This window comes from Hymenobacter rubidus, assembly GCF_016734815.1.
GTDB lineage: Bacteria > Bacteroidota > Bacteroidia > Cytophagales > Hymenobacteraceae > Hymenobacter > Hymenobacter rubidus.
Window position 1 is genome coordinate 1 of record NZ_JAERQF010000020.1, and the last position, 17,275, is coordinate 17,275.

Consider the following 17,275-nt stretch of genomic DNA (forward strand, 5'->3'; position numbering starts at 1 on the left):
CAGTAAGTAATTCGACCGATTGGACTACTTACTGCGGGCAAGATGCTTCGCTGCGCTCTGCATGACGTTCTAAAGGGTATGGCGCTACTCCTTTTTCTTAAACAAGGAATTGAGGTTGCGCGAAATGGTGAAATACTCGCTGGAGCCAGCGGCCTGCAACGTGGCGTGGGTGTAGTCAATCTGGAAAGTACTGATTTTCAGCATTACGCCAAAGCTAAGGCCGGCACTGCCGCTGGTGTTATCCAAGCGCAACTCGCGGCGCTGCAGGTGGTTGTAGCCCACCCGCACGTTGAACCCTTTGCCCAGCACCAGCGCCGCACTGGCCGTGAAATGCCGGGCCAGGTTGTCGCCGAAGCTTTTGGTCGGCGCTTTCGATACCCCGCTGGCATCGAGGGCCCCACGCGCGTTGGGGTCGAGGTACTGAATGTCCCATTGCTGCAAGTGGTGCGCCGTGAGGGAGAAGCGAATGGGCATGTGCTCGGGCTTCACGGTAGCCCCAATCTGCACATCGAGCGGCAGCGGGCCGCGGTCGGTGCCGGGATAGGGCGAGAACTGGTAGCCGGCGTTTTTCACGGCCAGGCCTGCGGTGAAGTCAGAAGTGGGGTGCTTATACACCACCCCGGCATCGGCTACGCCCGCCAGGGAGCGGCTGCCGGCAATGCTGCTCACGGCCAGCTTGGTGGTGGCTCCGAAAGTGAATTTGCCCTTCGTATAAGAGTCAGATACGCCCACCGTGTACTCGTTCACGCTGAAAGTGCCGAGGCTGTTGCCGGCCGCGTCGTAGCTATGCAAGCTGCCGTAGTTGAGGTAGGTGACGCCGATGCCGAAGCGACCGGCCTTCTGCGTGTTAAACACATAAGCAGCGGTGCTCTGCTTGATGTCGGCCACGTAGGCCACGTAGCTCAGGGCCAGGCGACCGTCCATTTCCGGGTTCAGCAGCGCCGGGCTGCCAAACAGCATGGTAGGGTCGTCGTTGCGAGCCGATACGCTCATGCCGCCCAGAGCCGCCAGTTGGGCGCTCGGCGGCAAGTCCAAGAATGGAAAAACCGTGCGCCCGCCCAACTGCTGCGCTGCGCCCGAACGAGCAGCAAGGCTACCACAGATAACACCAAAACCAATAATCCGACGGGCGGAGAGCTGCTTCATTGTTCGAAGATAACGGGTGTAGAACTTGCTTTAGCTCGTTTCTACTGGAACGGCTGCCACACGCGTCCGTATAACGTGGGGACAGGTGCCAAAGTATTTGTTCGGCTCCCGCCCGAACCAGCTAAAGCATGTTCTACAGGCCTATTGCACCTCCACGCTGGGGCCGGCTACTGGAATCGGCTCGTCGCGTACGGGCAGCTTATGCGGATGCGGCACCAATTCTTCCAGCAGCGCCACGCGGAGCACATCGTCCACCCGGTCGGCGTAGTGAATGGTCAGGCCTTTGAGGTAGTCTTCCTGGATTTCCTCAATGTCCTTGCGGTTTTTAGGGCACAGAATGATGTCCTTCATGCCGGCACGGCGGGCGGCCAACAGCTTCTCCTTGATGCCGCCCACGGGCAGCACCTTGCCGCGCAGGGTAATTTCGCCGGTCATGGCCAGGCGCGGGCGCACCCGGCGCTGCGTGAAGGCCGAGGCCATGCTGGTGAAAATGGCGATGCCGGCGCTGGGCCCGTCCTTGGGCACGGCCCCTTCGGGAAAGTGAATGTGCAGGTCGTATTGCTCAAACAGGCGGTAGTCGATGCCGATTTCGTCGGCTCGCGAGCGCAGGTAGCTCAGCGCCGTAATGGCCGATTCCTTCATCACGTCGCCCAATTGGCCCGAAAGCGTGAGCTTGCCCCGGCCCCGGCTCAGCAGGCTTTCCACGAACAGAATGTCGCCGCCCACCGAGGTCCAGGCCAGGCCCGTCACCACGCCGGCGGTGTCGTTGTCCTGGTACTGGTCGCGGTCGAAAATAGCGCCGCCGAGGATTTTACGAATTTCGGCGGGCTCCATTACGGCGGGCAGGGGCTCTTTGCCGGCCTTGCGGCGGGCCAGGTTGCGCGTCACGGCCGCCAGCTTGCGCTCCAGGCCGCGCACGCCGCTTTCGCGGGTGTAGTCATCGGCCACGCGGTGCAGGGCGGCGTCGGTGATTTTTACTTCGTTTTCGCCCAAGCCATGTTCTTTCAGCTGCTTGGGCCAGAGGTGCTTGCGGGCAATCTGCACTTTTTCTTCCTGGGTATAGCCGGTCAGGTCGATGATTTCCATGCGGTCACGCAGGGCGGGCTGAATGGTATCGAGCGAGTTGGCCGTGGCAATGAACAAGACCTTCGAGAGGTCATATTCTACTTCCAGGTAATTATCGGTAAAAGTGGCGTTTTGCTCAGGGTCCAATACTTCAAGCAGGGCCGAGCTGGGGTCGCCGCGGAAGTCGCTGCTCACCTTGTCAATCTCGTCGAGGATGATGACCGGATTGGAGGCTCCAGCCTTTTTGATTTGGGCAATGATGCGGCCGGGCATAGCCCCCACGTAGGTTTTCCGGTGCCCGCGAATCTCGGCTTCGTCGCGCACACCGCCGAGGCTCATGCGCACGTACTTGCGGCCCAGCGCCGTGGCAATGCTGCGTCCCAGCGAGGTTTTGCCCACACCGGGCGGCCCGTAGAGACACAGAATCGGCGCCTTGAGGTCCTGCTTCAGCTTAAGCACGGCCAGGTATTCGAGAATGCGCTCCTTTACTTTTTCGAGGCCAAAATGGTCGGCATCAAGGATTTTTTTGGTTTGCTTGAGGTTGAACTTGTCCTTGGTGTACTCGCCCCAGGGCAAATCGAGCAGGAACTCCACGTAGTTCATGTTCACCGAATAATCGGGCGCCATGGGGTTGGTACGCGTCAGCTTGTCCATCTCTTTTTTGAAATGGAGCGCCACGGCCTCGGGCCATTTCTTGGTTTCGGCGCGGGCTTTCAGGCGGTGTACGTCTTCTTCGGAGCCGTCCTGGCCCAGCTCATCTTGCAGGGTTTTGAGCTGCTGACGCAGGAAATACTCACGCTGCTGGGCGTCGATGCCGGTGTGGGTTTTGGAACGGATGTCCTGCTTGATTTCCAGCAGTTCGGCCTGGCTCAGCAAGGCTTCGAGCAGCTGGCGGGCCTGCGCTTCGGGGTCGACCAGTTCCAGCAGCTTCTGCTTGGCGGGCAGGTCGAGCTGCACATTCGACGACAAAAAGTGCGTGAGGAAGGCCGGCGACTGAATGCCATCGAGCATGGCCCTGGCTTCCATCGGAATTTCGGGCGTGAGCTCCAGCACTTTGGTGGCTGCCTCGCGCAAGGCCTGCAAAAGGCCAAACTCGCCGGGAATATCGGGGTTCAGCGCCACCTCCGAGAAGTAGCTGACGCGGGCCGTGAGCGGGGCAAAGCTCAGCTGCTCTTCGATGCGGAAGCGCACCTGCCCTTGCAGGATAATCGTAATCTGGCCATCGGGCTGCTCCAGCAGCTTCAGAATGCGTGCCAGCGTGCCCACCGGGTGCAGCTCGTCGGTGGTGGGCTCGTCGGCGTCGGGGTTTTGCTGGGCCACCACGCCGAGCAGCTTGTCGGCGGCGTAGGCTTTGCGCACCAGCTTCACGCTTTTTTTGCGCGTCACGGTCACAGGCAGCACCACGCCGGGAAACAGCACGGTGTTGCGAACGGGCAGCAGCGGGAGGGTGGGCGGGGCATCGTCGCCGCGCAAGAGGTGGTCAGGGTCGGCGGCCATAATGGCAATGGCTTCGGGTTGGGAATTGGAATCGCTGAGCGCCCGCAAAGGCACGGCAGAGGTGAAAGTAGCTGCTGAAAGCATGGAGGAAGGAAAAGCCGAGGGCAACGGACTCGGGTGCCAGATTGACAGCCCGTCGTGGCAATTAATAGGAGGTACAAGATACGGGCTCCTGTGCCGTTTGGTCGTCAAGGCCCGTGCCAACGCTGGCCAAACCGCCAAAGCGGCGCACCGACCGGCGCCGTGCCGCTCCATTAATTGCTAAATTGTTGGCAACTTGCGCAAGTTATTATTTTAGTACTCTACCAATGCCCGTTTTATTGCGTCGGCGCTTGTTCTTTTTCTTGTTTGCGGTGCTGGGGCTGGCCCATGTGCCCGCTGCCCATGCCCAACGCCGTCCGACCAAACGCATGCCCCCGGCGGCCTCGCCTTCAGCCGATACAACCAGCGGCGGCGCATCAGCCACGCCGCGCAAAGCGGGGTCGAAACCGGCCGAAAAGCCGGCGGTGAAAGCCACAACGGCACCCAAACCGGCCATTGCCCCCGGCACCTACCGGGTGCGTGGCCTTAACAGCCGCGTGAGCCGCAAGCTGCACCTGCATCCGGACGGCACCCCCGACTTCGTCGACATCAACAAGTACAACTTTTACGAGGACAAAAAGGCGCTGCACGCCATTGCCAAATCGGAGCGCCGCCACAATTACCGCCAGACCCGGGCGCTGTTGGAGGCTTATGTAGCCCGCTTCGGCCCGGCCAATTTCGAACGCAACCCGAATATGCTGTGGCGCTTGGGCCAGCTGCTGGAGCGCGACAGCCAGTCGGTAAAGGCCAAAGCCTATTATCGCCTGGCGCTGAAGCATAGCCGGTCCGACCTCACGAAGGTGCAACTCTACTACGACTCGCTGGAGGAGAAAAACAAGGACCTGTACGTGCCCCTGAAAACGTACTACGACCTAGTTGAGTACCGCAAAAACCTCAACACCTTCCACCCACCCAAGGGCGTGTACACGAGCATGGGCGACGCCATCAACAGCAAGGCGCCCGACTATGGCCCGGCCCTGGCCGGCAACGACTCGCTCCTGATTTTCAGCAGCAAGCGCAAGCGGCGCGGCCTGACCGGCGTGGTAGACGAGGACCTGTACACCTCGCGCCGCGAAGGCGTCAGCTGGACCGATGCCGAACCGCTGCCCAAGCCCATCAACTCGCCCAACAACGAGGGTTCGGCCTGCCTGAGCAAGGACGGCAAAACCATCTACTTTGCTCGCTGCGAGTGTGCCACCTGCCACGGCAACTGCGACCTCTACACCGCCACCCGGGGCAAAGACGGCAAATGGACCGCCCCCAAAAGCCTGGGCCCGATGGTGAACTCGCTGGGCTGGGACTCGCAGCCCACGCTGTCGCAAAACGAGGACACGCTGTATTTCGCGTCGGACCGGCTGGGCGGCTTTGGGCTGTCGGATATCTACTACACGCACAAGCTGCGCGACGGCCGCTGGAGCCCCGCCGAGAACGTGGGTCCGGTCATCAACACCCGCGAAAATGAGGTGAGCCCGTTTTATCACCCGCTCTACCACGTGCTCTATTTCAGCTCGCGGGGGCAGCTGCTGAATTTTGGTGATTTTGACATTTACAAAACTTACCGCGTGGGCGGCCGGTGGCAGGAACCCAAAAACATTGGCCCGCTGGTGAACGGCAAGGGCTCGGAGTACTACTTCACCATCGACCGCGAAAGCCGTAACCTGTACTACGCGCGGTCAGAGGCCCAGGACCTCAACAACCTGGACCTCTATTCCTTCCCGCTGCCCATGGAAGCTCAGCCGCTGGCCACCACCAAGGTGGAAGGCACGCTCATCGATTCGGTGAGCAGCAAGCCCCTCAAGGGCATTGTGAGCATTATCGATACCGATAACGGCATTGAGGTGGCCAGCAAATTCATCCGGCCCGATGGCACGTTCGACTTCGAGCTGATTGAGGGCTCGCATTACGCCATGCTGATTCAAAGCAACGACTTTTTCTCGGTCGAAAAGCAGTTTGAGCTGAAGGGCGACACGGTGATGACGCTGCTCACGAACAGCATCGACTACAAGCTGCCGCTGATTTTCAAGAACCTGGAGTTTGAGCAAGGCAAGGCGGCCGTGCTGCCGGCCATGCATCCCACCCTCGACCGCATTGCGCTGTTTATGGTCGACCACCCTTCGTTCCGGCTCAGCATCGCGGGCCACACCGACACCAGCGGCGACCCGGAAGTGAACGAGAAGCTCTCGCAGGACCGCGCCGAGGCCATCCGCCGCTACATCGAGCGCAAGGGCAAACTGGCGCCCAACCGCATCGAAAGCTTCGGCTACGGCTCCAGCAAACCACTCAAGGACGAACTAACCGAAGCCGACGCGAAAGTGAACCGACGGGTCGAGTTCAAGCTCATGAAGCCCGAAGGCGACAAACCGGCAGAAGGTGGCGCCTGGAAGTAGTCTCCTCGCCTACGCTACCGCCAACACCTGCACCGTTTTCCCATTGAAAACGGCCTCCTCCCCTACCCGCAGCCCCTTGAGTGCCAGGGCCACCGGCGCGGCGGGCGACACCGCAAACACATCTGTCCCGTCCAACTTGCCCGCGCTGACGCTGATGTAGAACCGGCCCATGCTGGTACTCACCAAAGCGCCGGGCCGCACAGTGTCACAGGGCATCTCGGGGTTGATACGGGCCAGTTCGGCTTGTAACTGCTGGGCCTGCTGCATGTGGGCGGCGTTGCGGTCGCGCTCGGCGTTGGCCATTTCGCGGCCGGTTTCATACTTGTCGCCGGCGCTGCTCTTGGTTTCGGAGGAGGACGATTCCTGCGCGGCCTGCATGGCGGTGCGGGCAGCGACAATGCGCTGCTCGATGAAGGCGTGACAGAGGGCGTGGAGGGCGGGTTTGGGAGTCATCTCGTTTCGGCTCTCCATACAAGTTCTGGCGTGTTACTAACATTCCAAGTGGCTAGCAGCGCCCCCAGTTTATTAATCGATGCGGCTTCTGAGGCAATGGAGAAATCGAAGCAATAATGAGTTGCACCTTGTTCACGATTATCGATGACAATCCGTAAGGCTGTGTGTCCTTGAGCGTCTGTACAGTATGCCTTTATTAAGAGGTAAGGTATCGTAACATTTTTGTCAGCTGAACCGATTTCAAAACTGACAGTGTGCGAAACCCTTTTTGGAAATGCCGTTAACTGCTGTCCAAACTCAGCAAACTCATTTATACGGCCGTAGAAATTGAGGTGCGTTCTCACTTGAGGGGTGCTGATTTCCAGGTCAAATGTGCAGTGAACGTCGAAATCCACACTGCCTTGAAAAACGATTTTACTTTTCTCCATTCCTGTTAAGATATTCCGCACATAGTTACCGGCCAGCACTGGCCAACCCCTCCGCCACCTTCCTATCGTTCCCCAGCCGCGGCACTTTGTTCTGCCCGCCCAGCCGGCCGAGGCCTTTCATGTAGCGCTGAAAAGCTCCAGCCGGCAGCGGCGTAAGCTGTAACGGCACTAGAATATTACCCTTGCGCAAATCGTCGTAGTAGGTATTGCGGCGGCGCAAGGCAACATCTAGCGCGGTGGCGAAGGCGGCGGCATCCTGCGGCGGCTTGGCAAACTCCACCAGCCACTCGTGCCGCGAGGGTGTGGCAGGGTCGTCGCTCACAAGCGGGGCCACAGTGAATTCAATGACCTCGACCTCCGCAAACCGCGCCATCACTTCACGCAGTGCCTGCTCCACCTCCTCCCCTATCACGTGCTCGCCAAAAGCTGAAAGGAAGTGCTTGATGCGACCCGTCACCACCACCCGGTGCGGCCGCAAGCTCACGAAGCGTACCGTGTCGCCGATGCTGTAGCCCCACAGGCCGGCGTTGGATGTCAGCACCACGGCATATTGCTTGTCCAGCTCCACATCAGCGATGGTGAGGCGGGGCGCATCGGGCTCGAAGAAACGCTCGGCGGGCACGAACTCGTAGAAGATGCCACTGTTCAGCAGCAGCAGCAAGCCGGGGTTGCCGGGCTCATCTTGGAAAGCGAGAAATCCTTCAGAGGCTGGAAATAGCTCGATGCTGTCCACGGGCCGGCCAATGCTTTCGAAGAGCTTGGCACGGTAGGGCTCGAAGTTGACGCCGCCGTAAACGAAGAGGTTGAAATCAGGAAAAATGTCCTTGATGGTTCGGCCAGTGCGGGCCGTGAGGCGGTCGAAATACATCTGCACCCACGGCGGAATGCCGGAAATCAGGGTCATCTTCTCGTCCAGCGTTTCATCCACGATGCGCTCCAGTTTGGTTTCCCAGTCTTCGATGATGTTCGTTTCATAGCTGGGCAGTTGGTTGCGGCGCAGGTAGGCCGGCACGTGGTGGTTGGCAATGCCTGAAAGCCGGCCGGTGCGAATGCCGTGGTGCATTTCCAGCTCCGGCGAGCCTGACAGGAATATCAGCTTGCCATCGAGAAACTGGCTGCGGCCGGTGCGGTAGATATAGTAGAGCAGCGCATCGCGGGCGCCGTCGATGTGGTTCGGGATGCTGTCCTTCGTAATCGGGATATATTTGGTGCCGCTGGTAGTGCCGCTGGTTTTGGCCAGGTACAACGGGCGGCCGGGCCAGAGCACATTGGCCTCGCCGGCCTGGGTGCGGTCGAAGTAGGGCTTGAGGGCTTCGTAGTCGCGCACGGGCACTTGGCGGGCCAGGTCGGCGGGGGTGTGCACGCTGCCCAGGTCGTGGGCGCGGCCGAAGGCAGTGCCGGCGGCGGCTGCCGTGAGCTGCCGCAACAGGCGCAGTTGAACGGCTTCGGGCTCGCGCTGCCACTGCCGATGGCGCTGCGCCACATAGGCCGCAAAGGGGCGACTAAGAGCAGATTTGATTCCCATAAGCAAGAAAAAAAGGCTATTGACCGGCCGATAAAGGTACCTTCGCCGAACGAAACGGCGACCGACCAAACCAAACGGGCGGGCCCACGTTTTCAAGTTCATCACCTTACTAATACCAACACCCTCATGATTAACCAACGTGGCAACGCCGTCTGGAACGGCGACATCAAAGGCAGCGGCATCATCACCACGCAAAGTGGCACGGTTGAAGCCCCGTATTCCACCGGCTCTCGTTTCGAAGGCCAGAAAGGCACCAACCCCGAAGAGCTCATCGGCGCCGCCCATGCCGGCTGCTATACCATGTTCCTGACCAGCGTGCTCACCAAGGCCGGCTATCAGATTGAGCAAATCAGCACCGAATCGAAGGTTACCCTCGACCCCAGCGGCGAAATACCCAAAGTGGTCAAAATTCACCTCACCACCCAAGGCAAGGTGAGCGGCATTTCGGCCGAAGAGTTTCAGAAGCAGGCCGAGTTTGCCAAAACCCACTGCCCCATTTCCAGCCTGCTGGCCGCCGTGCCAGAAATGACCCTCGAAGCCAAGTTGGTTGGGTAAGGCAGCCAACAACGCGTCATGCCGGGTGGAAGCCGGCCGTTTTTCAGTGTTAGTAGCCCTCCCAATGGCGAGGGATAGTAAGCACTGAAGAACGGCCGGCTTCCACCCGGCATGACGCGTTGTGTTATCCCATCTTCGCTACTCAAAATCTTCGTCCTAAATTTGTCCCATGCCTACTGGTACCACCCGCATCCGCCTTCGCCCCGCCAACAATTCCCGCGTCCCATTCTGGGGTCAGCTCGCCATTGGCGGCTTTTGGCTGGCCTACGTGCTATTCGGGATGTGGAGCAACGTTGGGGCACAGGACTACCATTTTCTGCACTGGGTATTTCTGGTGTTCACGCTGGTGTACATCGGCTACGTGCTGGTAAACAACGCGCCCATTTTCGGCACGCAGAGCTACCTGGAATTCACGCCCGGCTACATTGTGCACAAAAACGGTCTGTTCCGCCCCAAGCAAGTTTTTGCCGCCGAAAACATTGCCTCTCTTGAGTTGAAACCCATGGCCCTGCGGGTGCGCCAGAAAGACGGCGAAATCTACGCCCTCAACCTGCGCGAGGTGAAAGGCAAAATGCGCAAACAAAGCTTCCGGGAGCAGGTGCGGGAATTCGCCGCCAAATACAACCTGCCCTTGCAGGAAATCAGCCCGTCGCCAGCGGTTTAATCAAACAGCTGACTCACTACGATTTCGGCTCCCGTCACCGGGTCGGCCAGCGTCTGGCCGTTGTAGAAATACTTGTATTTGCCGGGCTCCGAGAACACAGCCACAGCGCGCAGCTCCGGCACCACTAGCCAGTACGACTGCACCCCAGCGGCAAAGTAGCGCCCAGCCTTTTCCAGCAATTCGGCAATCACCTGCGTGGGTGATAGGATTTCGATGGCCGTGCGCGGCAGAGCAGTCACCGCAATTTGCTCGACGGTCAAATCAAGGGCTGAACGCAGAAAAACGGACACATCTGGAACTACCTTTTGTGCATCAAGCATCAAACTGAGTTCAGGCAAAACCAGATAATCAGCACCCAAAACGGCGCTGAGTTGCAACAACAAGTTGCGTTGAATAAGCGCGTGTTTGAGGCTGGGCATGGGCTTTCCGCGTTCGAGCTCGTAGTCGGAAATGTCCGGGGCAAGGGTCTCCATAGGGCAAAGGCTTTCCCAAATGTAACGACGCCGCTTCGGAAACGGTGCCCCTATTTCTTGGCAAACTTCTTCCGCAGCTCGTCCACCTGGTCGCGGAATTTCTTATCCGAATCCACCAAATCCGACACCGTCTGTACGGAGTGCATCACCGTGGTATGGTCGCGCCCCCCGAAATGGAACCCAATGGTTTTCAGCGTGTGCGAGGTGTGATGCTTTGCAAAATACATAGCTACCTGCCGCGCCGTCACCACTTCCTTCTTGCGGGTTTTGTCCTTCAGCAGCTCCACCGGAATGCTGAAATAGGCGGCCACCGTCTTCTGAATGAAGTCGAGGTTCACTTCGGCTTCCACCTCCTCGATGATGTGGCGCAGGGCCTGCTTCACCATTTCCAGGTCGATGTCGCGCCGGCTCAGGCTGCTCTGGGCCACCAATGAGGCAATGACGCCTTCCAGCTCGCGCACGTTGGTGTGCACCGAATTGGCCAGATAATCGACCACATGGTCCGGCGGAATGTCGATGCCGTCCTGCTCCATCTTGTTGCGGATGATGGCCACCCGCGTCTCGAAGTCGGGGCTTTGCACATCGGCCGTCAGGCCCCACTTAAAGCGGTTCAGCAGCCGGTCTTCCAGGCCCTGCAGGTCCTTAGGCGGCCGGTCGGAAGTCATCACAATCTGCTTGCCGGACTGATGCAAGTGGTTGAAGATGTGGAAAAACATCTCCTGCGTCTTGCCTTTGTTGGCCAGAAATTGTACGTCATCCAGAATCAGGGCGTCGACTTGCAGGTAGAAATTGGCAAAATCCTGCACCTGCGCGCGCTGCACGCTGTCGATAAACTGGTTGGTGAACTTCTCGGCCGACACATACAGCACAAACCGCTCCGGCGAAGTGGCCTTGATGTGATTGCCAATGGCCTGCACCAAGTGGGTTTTGCCCAGGCCCACGCCGCCGTACACCATCAGCGGGTTGAAGCTGGTGGTGCCGGGCTTGTTGGCCACCGCGAGGCCAGCCGAGCGGGCCAGGCGGTTGCAGTCGCCCTCGATGTAGTTGTCGAACGTGTAGGAACCGTTGAGCTGCGACGGCACCAGGTTGCCATCCATCGGCCGGGCCTGGTCGAAAGGGTTGCGGGGCGCGGCCAAGGTTTCGGTGCCTGCCAGCGCATTACTACCAAAGCCGCTGCGCTGCGCAGACCGTACCACTCCACCCGACGAAGAAACGTAGCGGGCCGAAGCGGCACGGGCGCTGCCCGCCAGCGGGTTGCCGCCGGGAATGGCCGAGGGCATGGGCTGGGGCGCGTCGCGCGGGTCGGGGGCAGCCTGCTTGCGGGTGGGCGGCAGGTGCAGGGCACGGGGCGGCGCCTGGTCGTTGCCCTGGTCCACCACCACACTGTATTCGAGGCGGCCCTCAGAGCCCAGCTCGCGGTAGAGCGCGCGACGCAGCTCGTCCACGTAATGTTCCTCCAGCCAGTCGTAGAAATACGCGCTGGGCACCTGGATGGTCAGCACGTTGCCTTTCAGCTCGACGGGCACAATGGGCTGGAACCAGGTCTTAAAGCTCTGCTCCCCGATTTCCGCCGCGATACTGCGCAAACAGCCAGCCCAAACCGTGCGAAAATCCTTGAGCATGAGACGTATTAGACAAATACCCGTTACGGGCCGGGGCGAAAAAAGTGACGAGCGCGGCGGCCTCACGGCGGCCCAATTTGGTTAGGGGGGGACAAAATTGTGGAAAACTCTGCACTTAAAAAAGCCGAAAAGTGCTTGTTTATGTCGTGCTTTTAACAGGCCGCTCGAACCGGCACCACGGCGGCACTTGCCAGGCCGGCCCGTTTATTTTTCGTCGAAAATTCATAGTCCAGCCTCCCCAAATTGATACCCGACCAGCCCACCTGATTGATGAGCGTGGCGTGGCCATCGGGGCTGGTGATGGGCTCGGGCGCATCCATGAACGTGTGGGTGTGGCCGCCTAGTATGAGGTCGATGCCCGACACCTGGGCTGCCAGCTTGCGGTCGTCGAGCTTGGCGTTTTCGTACTTATAGCCCAAGTGGGAGAGGCAGATGACGAGGTCGCACCTCTCGGGGCCGCGCAACTGGGCCACCATTTCCTTGGCCTTGGCCACGGGGTCGAGGTACACGGTCTGGCCGAAATTTTTGTCGGCCACCAGTCCGCTTAGCTCAATGCCCAGCCCGAATACGCCGACGCGGATGCCCTGCTTCTCGAATACTTTGTACGGCGCAAAGCGGCCAGCCAGCGGTGTTTTGGAAAAGTCGTAGTTGGCGATGAGGAAAGGGAAAGTGGCGTTGGGCAGCTGGCGCTGCAAGCCTTCGAGGCCGTTGTCGAAATCGTGGTTGCCAAGGGTGCTGGCGTCGTAGCCCATCTGGCTCATGAGCTTGTATTCCAGCTCGCCCCCGAAGAAGTTGAAGTACGGCGTGCCTTGGAAAATGTCGCCCGAGTCGAGCAGCAGCACGTTGGGCTCCTGAGCCCGAATGTCCTTGATGAGGGCGGCGCGCCGGGCCATGCCCCCGAGCCCGCCCCACTGCCCGCCATCGGGAAAAGGCTCGATGCGCGAGTGCATGTCGTTGGTATGCAGGATGGTCAGCTTCGGCAGCACTTTGGCGGCAGGAGCCGCTTCGGCGGTGCGGGCCAAGCCGCCCAGCACGGTGAGGCCGGCGGTGCCGAGGAAAGAATGGCGGAGAAAGTCGCGGCGCTTCATATTACAATGAGCAGTTGGCAATGAACAATGAGCAAGTATATCGAAAGGCAACAAACGGCTGACGATGCCCAACAAGCAGTTAGTGGCTCATTGTTCATTGCCAACTGCTCATAGCTAATTGGCTTTCACCCGGCCTTCTACTTGAGCGGTGACGGGCTTGCCGGCCTTGGTCAGGTCGCGGATGTAGTCGGCAATGGCGGTACGGAGCAGGATATTGGTATGGCGGGGCGTGAGGCCTTTGAAAAACCCCATGTTGTCGCCGCCGGTGGCCAGGTAATCGGAAATGGCAATGGGCCAGGTGCGGTTGTCGTTCACGTCAAATGGCACGCCGCCGATGCGGATGTCCTTGGGCAGGCCGTCGAAGGTGACGGTGTAGGTAGCGCCGGATACGGCCATTTTGATGTGCGCGGCGTAGTCGAACAGCTGCTGCACTACCGGGCCGGGCGCATCGAGCACCACCAGCTCGTTTTCAAACGGCATCAGCTCAAACACCGAGCCCAGCGTGACGGCCCCCGGCGCGAAGCCGGCGCGCAGCCCGCCGTTGGTCATCACGCCCAGCGGAATGGGCTGGCCCAGGGCCTGGCTGGCACGCACCCGCTGCAAGTCGGCCACGAAATTGGACAGCGGGTTTTCGCCGGGGCCCTTGACGAGGCCGGCGGGCGCATTGCCCAGCACTTCGGCCATCTGGGATGTCACCTTGTCGTGATACGGCGCAATGAGGGCCGCAACGGCGGGGTCCTCGGCCTGGGTTTTGCCCACGGGCCGGCTCGTGACGGGCACAAAGTGCGCCGTGGGCACGTAAGGGGCGCGCTGACAGGCGCTCGCGGTCAGCAGAGCGGCGGCAAGCCAGATAGCGACTCGGCGCAGAGCGGGTGGGGTTGACAAATTATTGGAGGAAATGGTGGAAACCAGCGGGCGTACTACTGTAAAGCCGGCCGTGTCTTGGGATGCCGCACACGGGTTGCAAAAATACCTTACTCAGACCAATACCTGCCCGTATTCCTGGGGCGGTGGCCCGATGCATCCGTCCGTCAGCGGCCCAGATTGTAACCTATCAGGAAAGAAATCGTCTGGGCACCGGCCAACACGCCAACCACTTGGGAGCTGTTATCCAATTGGTTGTAACGAATTTCGAGTTGCCACTCGCCAGGGCCGGCCGGCACCAGGGCCCCCAAAGCGCCCGTGGCACCAAAGCCGAGACTGCGCATTTCTATTTCGCGGGTAGTCGTCGTAGTGCCCACACCTCCCAGATTCTGGTTGGTTTCCACAACCAGCGCCTGATGCGCGTCCAGCAATATTGACGCTTCGTAGCCGAGTTGTAGATAGGCGCGCACCAAACCGTGGGGCATCGTGTAGCGGAGCATCACGGGCACTCGCCCTGTTTGCAGCGCGATTAGCGCATGGCGGTGGCTGCTAAGGCTGGTGGCCACGCCGCTGGTGCGCTGATACTCGCCTTCGTGCAGCTGTTTCTGGTAAAGCGCTTCGATACGCAGGGCCAGCGTGCTGTTGAAGGAAGCCGGGTGGAGGAGCACCCCCAGACCCACTACCGGCCGCAAGCTCGAATGCAGGGTAACGTCCCCGCCATCGCCGAGGACGATGGTGGCGTTTTGCGCGCCCACCACGATACCAAGACGAACCGTAGATTTCCGGGCCGTGCCCACTACCGACGCCTGTCCGGGGGCGCAGGAATTGTAGCGGTTGAAGATGGCGACGAGCTGTGATTCTTTCAGCTCGGCTTTTACCAGCATGGGCTGTACCACCAAGCAGTCCATAAAGGCCTGACTCAAAATCTGCCGGAACGGGTAGCTTACCTGCTGCATCAAAACGTTGTTCGCCATCACGCCTTGGACGAGTTGCACCAGCTCCGTTACCGGGCCGTCAGTGGTTCGGAAGAAATAGCGCCCGTTTCCTCCCTCGTCTACATAGGAGTAGAGCTTGGCCTTGCCCTGCACCAATTGCTGCATAAACAACGCGCTGGGCGAGGGCGACAGGGCCGTTGCCCCAGGAGCTGTGGTGAGGCCGCCTGGCAATTGGCAGGTTTCATAGCGCCCCCCGCCCTGCACGCCGTATGCCTTCAGGTCAGCAGGAGTATATGGCGATGCGGCGGCCCTGCCATTGGCTCGAAAGACGCAGAGCGAGCCCATGCGCTGTTGCCCTCGTGCATCGATTTCACCCCGCAGGGTATCGCCTGCGGGCCGCACGATGTAGCCGGGAAGAAAATTTTTCTGGGCCCATGCAGCGTGGGCCGCGGCCATTGCTAATAGCAAAAAGGCGAACCGTAGGGCGTATTGCTTGTACATGGATTCGTAGTCAATACGGTGTAGAGAAAATAGCTATAATGGAAAGCAGGGCCAAAGCTACACCGACAACCCAGCAAAACGCGTAGGGTCGATACGGGCAGCGAAACGTAGGCAGCGGTATCTTTCGGCCCCTTCTGGTTTCTGCCGCTTCTTTTCAACCGCATTCCAATATGTCTGACACCCTAGCTGCCGCGCCCGTTTCCTTTGCCGAATTTCCTGCCGTAACCACGGCCGACTGGCAAGCCCGGCTGGCCCGCGACCTCAAGGGCCAGGACCCGGCCACGCTGCGCTGGCCCCTGCCCGATGGCTTTACGGTGGAGCCGTTTTACCACCGGGAGGCGCTCACGGCCCTGGGTGGCCCGCCGGTGCCCCTGCCCCACCCGCTGGCCCCATGGCTGAACGTGCCGGCGCTGGCGGTGCCCTCGGGCGACGGCCGGGCCGAAATCGACCAGGCCGCCGCAGCCCTGACGAATGGGGCCGACGGCATCCATTTCATCCTGACCGATGCCTCGGCTTTCGATGTGGCGTACCTGGCCGGGCAGTTGCCGCTGGCCCACACCTTCATCGGGTACACCGTGACCGATAAGCCCGAAGTCCTGCTGAGCCAGCTAGTGGATGCTGCGCCCGGCACCGCGCTGCGCGGCTTCCTGCGCTTTGCCCCCGGCGCGGTGCCCGAAGGTGCTGAGCTGGCCGACTACCGCACCGCCCTGCGCCGTTGCGTGCGCCTGACCACGGCCATGCCCGACTTCCGCGCGCTGGCCGTAAACGGTGCCTTTTTCGGCAACCGGGGGGCCACGGCCACTCAGCAGATTGCCTTCAGCCTAAACACCGCCGCCGCCCTGCTGGCCGAGCTGCCCAACGAAGACGTAAGCGCCGCCGAGGTGGCTGCCACGCTGCACCTGCACGTGGCCATCGCCCCCAGCTACTTTCCCGAAATAGCCAAGCTGCGCGCCCTGCGCCAACTCTGGGCCACGCTGCTGCACGGGTTCGGCCTGCCGGCGGCGTTGAACGCCGGCCTGCGCATTCACGCCGCCACGTCGTCGTGGACTCAAACCACCCTGGACCCGCACACCAACCTGCTCCGCCACACCACCGAGGCCATGAGCGCCGTGCTGGGCGGGGCCGATTCGCTGAGCGTGGCGCCGTTTGATGCCTTGTTTGCCGAGGCTAACGACTTCTCGGCCCGGCTGGCGCGCAACCTCTCGGTGCTGCTGCGCGAAGAAGCCGGCCTGGGCAAGGTGCAAGACCCCGCCGCTGGCTCCTACTTTCTCGAAACCCTGACCGACCAACTGGCCCAGGAAGCCTGGACGCTGTTTCAGCGCATGGAGGTGGCGGGCGGGCTGCCCAGCGTGCGCGGCCAGATGCTGGACGAAATCAAGGCCGTGGCTACCGAAACGTTCCGCCGCATTGCTGCCGGCCAGCAAGTGGTGGTGGGCACCAACCGCTTTCAGAACCGAAACGAGCAGTTCAGCTTTCACCCCAAAAAGCTGCTCCGCTCCGCTCATTTTGATGTGACGCGGGCCGCCTACCCCACCGAAGTGCTGCGGCTGGCCACGGCCATGCACTTCGAGCGCCGCGAGAAAAAGAGCAAGCGCGCCGCCGTGGTGCTGCTGGGCTCCAACACCAACCAGATTATTCTGGAAACCTTCGTGCAGATGCTTCAGCCGCACGAACGGCCCGAAATAGCGGCCAGCCACCCGCTGGGCACGCTGTCGGTACTTTATTCTTCGCCCGAGGAAGCCACCCTGATGTACGCCACGCCCGAGCAATTTCAGAAATTCGCCCGCTTCATCTACCAGATTCCGACCGAGAAGCAGCACTTCATTCCGCCCGCCCTGCTTAGCTCTGACATGGCTACCCTGCACGAGGCCGTGCGGGTGTTCGGCTTCAAGGAAATGACGGTGCAGGGCTACACCACGGAGGAAGTGCTGGCCCGTTTGCAAGGGCGGTAACGCTGCGCTGACGCGCGGCTTAATGAGGAATGAAGAATG

At 60.6% G+C, this 17,275-nt stretch carries 14 protein-coding genes; 4 read left to right on the forward strand and 10 right to left on the reverse strand.

The window, feature by feature from the left end:
- Window positions 1-84: 84 nt before the first annotated feature.
- Together porQ and lon are read right to left on the reverse strand one after the other, a co-directional pair.
- A complete protein-coding gene (gene porQ, locus JKL48_RS13930) occupies window positions 85-1,146 on the reverse strand; it encodes a type IX secretion system protein PorQ (RefSeq protein ID WP_201983497.1) in 1,062 nt (353 codons plus the stop codon).
- Between the two features lie 141 nt (window positions 1,147-1,287).
- Entirely contained in the window at window positions 1,288-3,792 is a 2,505-nt protein-coding gene (gene lon / locus JKL48_RS13935) for an endopeptidase La (RefSeq protein WP_201983498.1), read from the reverse strand.
- Between the two features lie 224 nt (window positions 3,793-4,016).
- Here lon and JKL48_RS13940 point away from each other — a divergent pair, with 224 nt between their 5' ends.
- Window positions 4,017-6,176 carry an OmpA family protein gene (locus JKL48_RS13940; protein WP_236668803.1) on the forward strand — a complete coding sequence of 720 codons (2,160 nt, stop codon included), beginning with the start codon at window positions 4,017-4,019 and terminating at the stop codon, window positions 6,174-6,176.
- Between the two features lie 9 nt (window positions 6,177-6,185).
- Here the strand turns inward: JKL48_RS13940 and JKL48_RS13945 are convergent, their stop codons facing one another.
- The 3 genes from JKL48_RS13945 to JKL48_RS13955 are packed head-to-tail and all read right to left on the reverse strand — an operon-like array spanning window position 6,186 to window position 8,582.
- Window positions 6,186-6,629: a GreA/GreB family elongation factor gene (locus JKL48_RS13945; protein ID WP_236668804.1), complete on the reverse strand. Its 444-nt coding sequence runs from the start codon at window positions 6,627-6,629 to the stop codon at window positions 6,186-6,188.
- Entirely contained in the window at window positions 6,626-7,057 is a 432-nt protein-coding gene (locus JKL48_RS13950; protein WP_201983501.1) for a hypothetical protein, read from the reverse strand. The genes JKL48_RS13945 and JKL48_RS13950 overlap by 4 nt, the downstream gene beginning before the upstream one ends.
- Window positions 7,058-7,082: 25 nt before the next feature.
- Complete coding sequence (locus tag JKL48_RS13955) at window positions 7,083-8,582, reverse strand: GH3 family domain-containing protein (protein WP_201983502.1); 1,500 nt, start codon at window positions 8,580-8,582, stop codon at window positions 7,083-7,085.
- 126 nt (window positions 8,583-8,708) lie between these two features.
- On the opposite strand from JKL48_RS13955, the gene JKL48_RS13960 reads away from it, so the two are divergent.
- Complete coding sequence (locus JKL48_RS13960; protein ID WP_236668805.1) at window positions 8,709-9,137, forward strand: OsmC family peroxiredoxin; 429 nt, start codon at window positions 8,709-8,711, stop codon at window positions 9,135-9,137.
- A 169-nt stretch (window positions 9,138-9,306) separates the two neighbouring features.
- A complete protein-coding gene (locus JKL48_RS13965) occupies window positions 9,307-9,801 on the forward strand; it encodes a hypothetical protein (protein WP_201983503.1) in 495 nt (164 codons plus the stop codon).
- On the opposite strand, the gene JKL48_RS13970 is transcribed toward JKL48_RS13965, so the two are convergent.
- The 5 genes from JKL48_RS13970 to JKL48_RS13990 form a co-directional block, all read right to left on the reverse strand.
- Window positions 9,798-10,274 carry a Uma2 family endonuclease gene (locus tag JKL48_RS13970; protein ID WP_201983504.1) on the reverse strand — a complete coding sequence of 159 codons (477 nt, stop codon included), beginning with the start codon at window positions 10,272-10,274 and terminating at the stop codon, window positions 9,798-9,800. The genes JKL48_RS13965 and JKL48_RS13970 overlap by 4 nt on opposite strands.
- Before the next feature lie 50 nt (window positions 10,275-10,324).
- Window positions 10,325-11,896, reverse strand: a complete 1,572-nt coding sequence (dnaA, locus tag JKL48_RS13975; RefSeq protein WP_201983505.1) for a chromosomal replication initiator protein DnaA — start codon at window positions 11,894-11,896, stop codon at window positions 10,325-10,327.
- A 152-nt stretch (window positions 11,897-12,048) separates the two neighbouring features.
- A complete protein-coding gene (locus JKL48_RS13980) occupies window positions 12,049-12,984 on the reverse strand; it encodes a bifunctional metallophosphatase/5'-nucleotidase (protein ID WP_201983506.1) in 936 nt (311 codons plus the stop codon).
- 114 nt (window positions 12,985-13,098) lie between these two features.
- Window positions 13,099-13,869, reverse strand: a complete 771-nt coding sequence (locus JKL48_RS13985; RefSeq protein ID WP_201983508.1) for a 5'-nucleotidase C-terminal domain-containing protein — start codon at window positions 13,867-13,869, stop codon at window positions 13,099-13,101.
- A 146-nt stretch (window positions 13,870-14,015) separates the two neighbouring features.
- Entirely contained in the window at window positions 14,016-15,239 is a 1,224-nt protein-coding gene (locus JKL48_RS13990) for a hypothetical protein (protein ID WP_201983509.1), read from the reverse strand.
- A gap of 215 nt (window positions 15,240-15,454) precedes the next feature.
- On the opposite strand from JKL48_RS13990, the gene JKL48_RS13995 reads away from it, so the two are divergent.
- Window positions 15,455-17,236 carry a methylmalonyl-CoA mutase family protein gene (locus tag JKL48_RS13995; RefSeq protein WP_201983510.1) on the forward strand — a complete coding sequence of 594 codons (1,782 nt, stop codon included), beginning with the start codon at window positions 15,455-15,457 and terminating at the stop codon, window positions 17,234-17,236.
- The last annotated feature ends 39 nt before the right edge of the window (window positions 17,237-17,275 follow it).

What these genes read in the sequence shown, in the direction of transcription:
- porQ (WP_201983497.1), bottom strand. Translation starts at nt 1,146, where the DNA reads ATGAAGCAGCTCTCCGCCCGTCGGATTATTGGTTTTGGTGTTATCTGT.
- lon (WP_201983498.1), bottom strand. Translation starts at nt 3,792, where the DNA reads ATGCTTTCAGCAGCTACTTTCACCTCTGCCGTGCCTTTGCGGGCGCTC.
- JKL48_RS13940 (WP_236668803.1), top strand. Translation starts at nt 4,017, where the DNA reads ATGCCCGTTTTATTGCGTCGGCGCTTGTTCTTTTTCTTGTTTGCGGTG.
- JKL48_RS13945 (WP_236668804.1), bottom strand. Translation starts at nt 6,629, where the DNA reads ATGACTCCCAAACCCGCCCTCCACGCCCTCTGTCACGCCTTCATCGAG.
- JKL48_RS13950 (WP_201983501.1), bottom strand. Translation starts at nt 7,057, where the DNA reads ATGGAGAAAAGTAAAATCGTTTTTCAAGGCAGTGTGGATTTCGACGTT.
- JKL48_RS13955 (WP_201983502.1), bottom strand. Translation starts at nt 8,582, where the DNA reads ATGGGAATCAAATCTGCTCTTAGTCGCCCCTTTGCGGCCTATGTGGCG.
- JKL48_RS13960 (WP_236668805.1), top strand. Translation starts at nt 8,709, where the DNA reads ATGATTAACCAACGTGGCAACGCCGTCTGGAACGGCGACATCAAAGGC.
- JKL48_RS13965 (WP_201983503.1), top strand. Translation starts at nt 9,307, where the DNA reads ATGCCTACTGGTACCACCCGCATCCGCCTTCGCCCCGCCAACAATTCC.
- JKL48_RS13970 (WP_201983504.1), bottom strand. Translation starts at nt 10,274, where the DNA reads ATGGAGACCCTTGCCCCGGACATTTCCGACTACGAGCTCGAACGCGGA.
- dnaA (WP_201983505.1), bottom strand. Translation starts at nt 11,896, where the DNA reads ATGCTCAAGGATTTTCGCACGGTTTGGGCTGGCTGTTTGCGCAGTATC.
- JKL48_RS13980 (WP_201983506.1), bottom strand. Translation starts at nt 12,984, where the DNA reads ATGAAGCGCCGCGACTTTCTCCGCCATTCTTTCCTCGGCACCGCCGGC.
- JKL48_RS13990 (WP_201983509.1), bottom strand. Translation starts at nt 15,239, where the DNA reads ATGGCCGCGGCCCACGCTGCATGGGCCCAGAAAAATTTTCTTCCCGGC.
- JKL48_RS13995 (WP_201983510.1), top strand. Translation starts at nt 15,455, where the DNA reads ATGTCTGACACCCTAGCTGCCGCGCCCGTTTCCTTTGCCGAATTTCCT.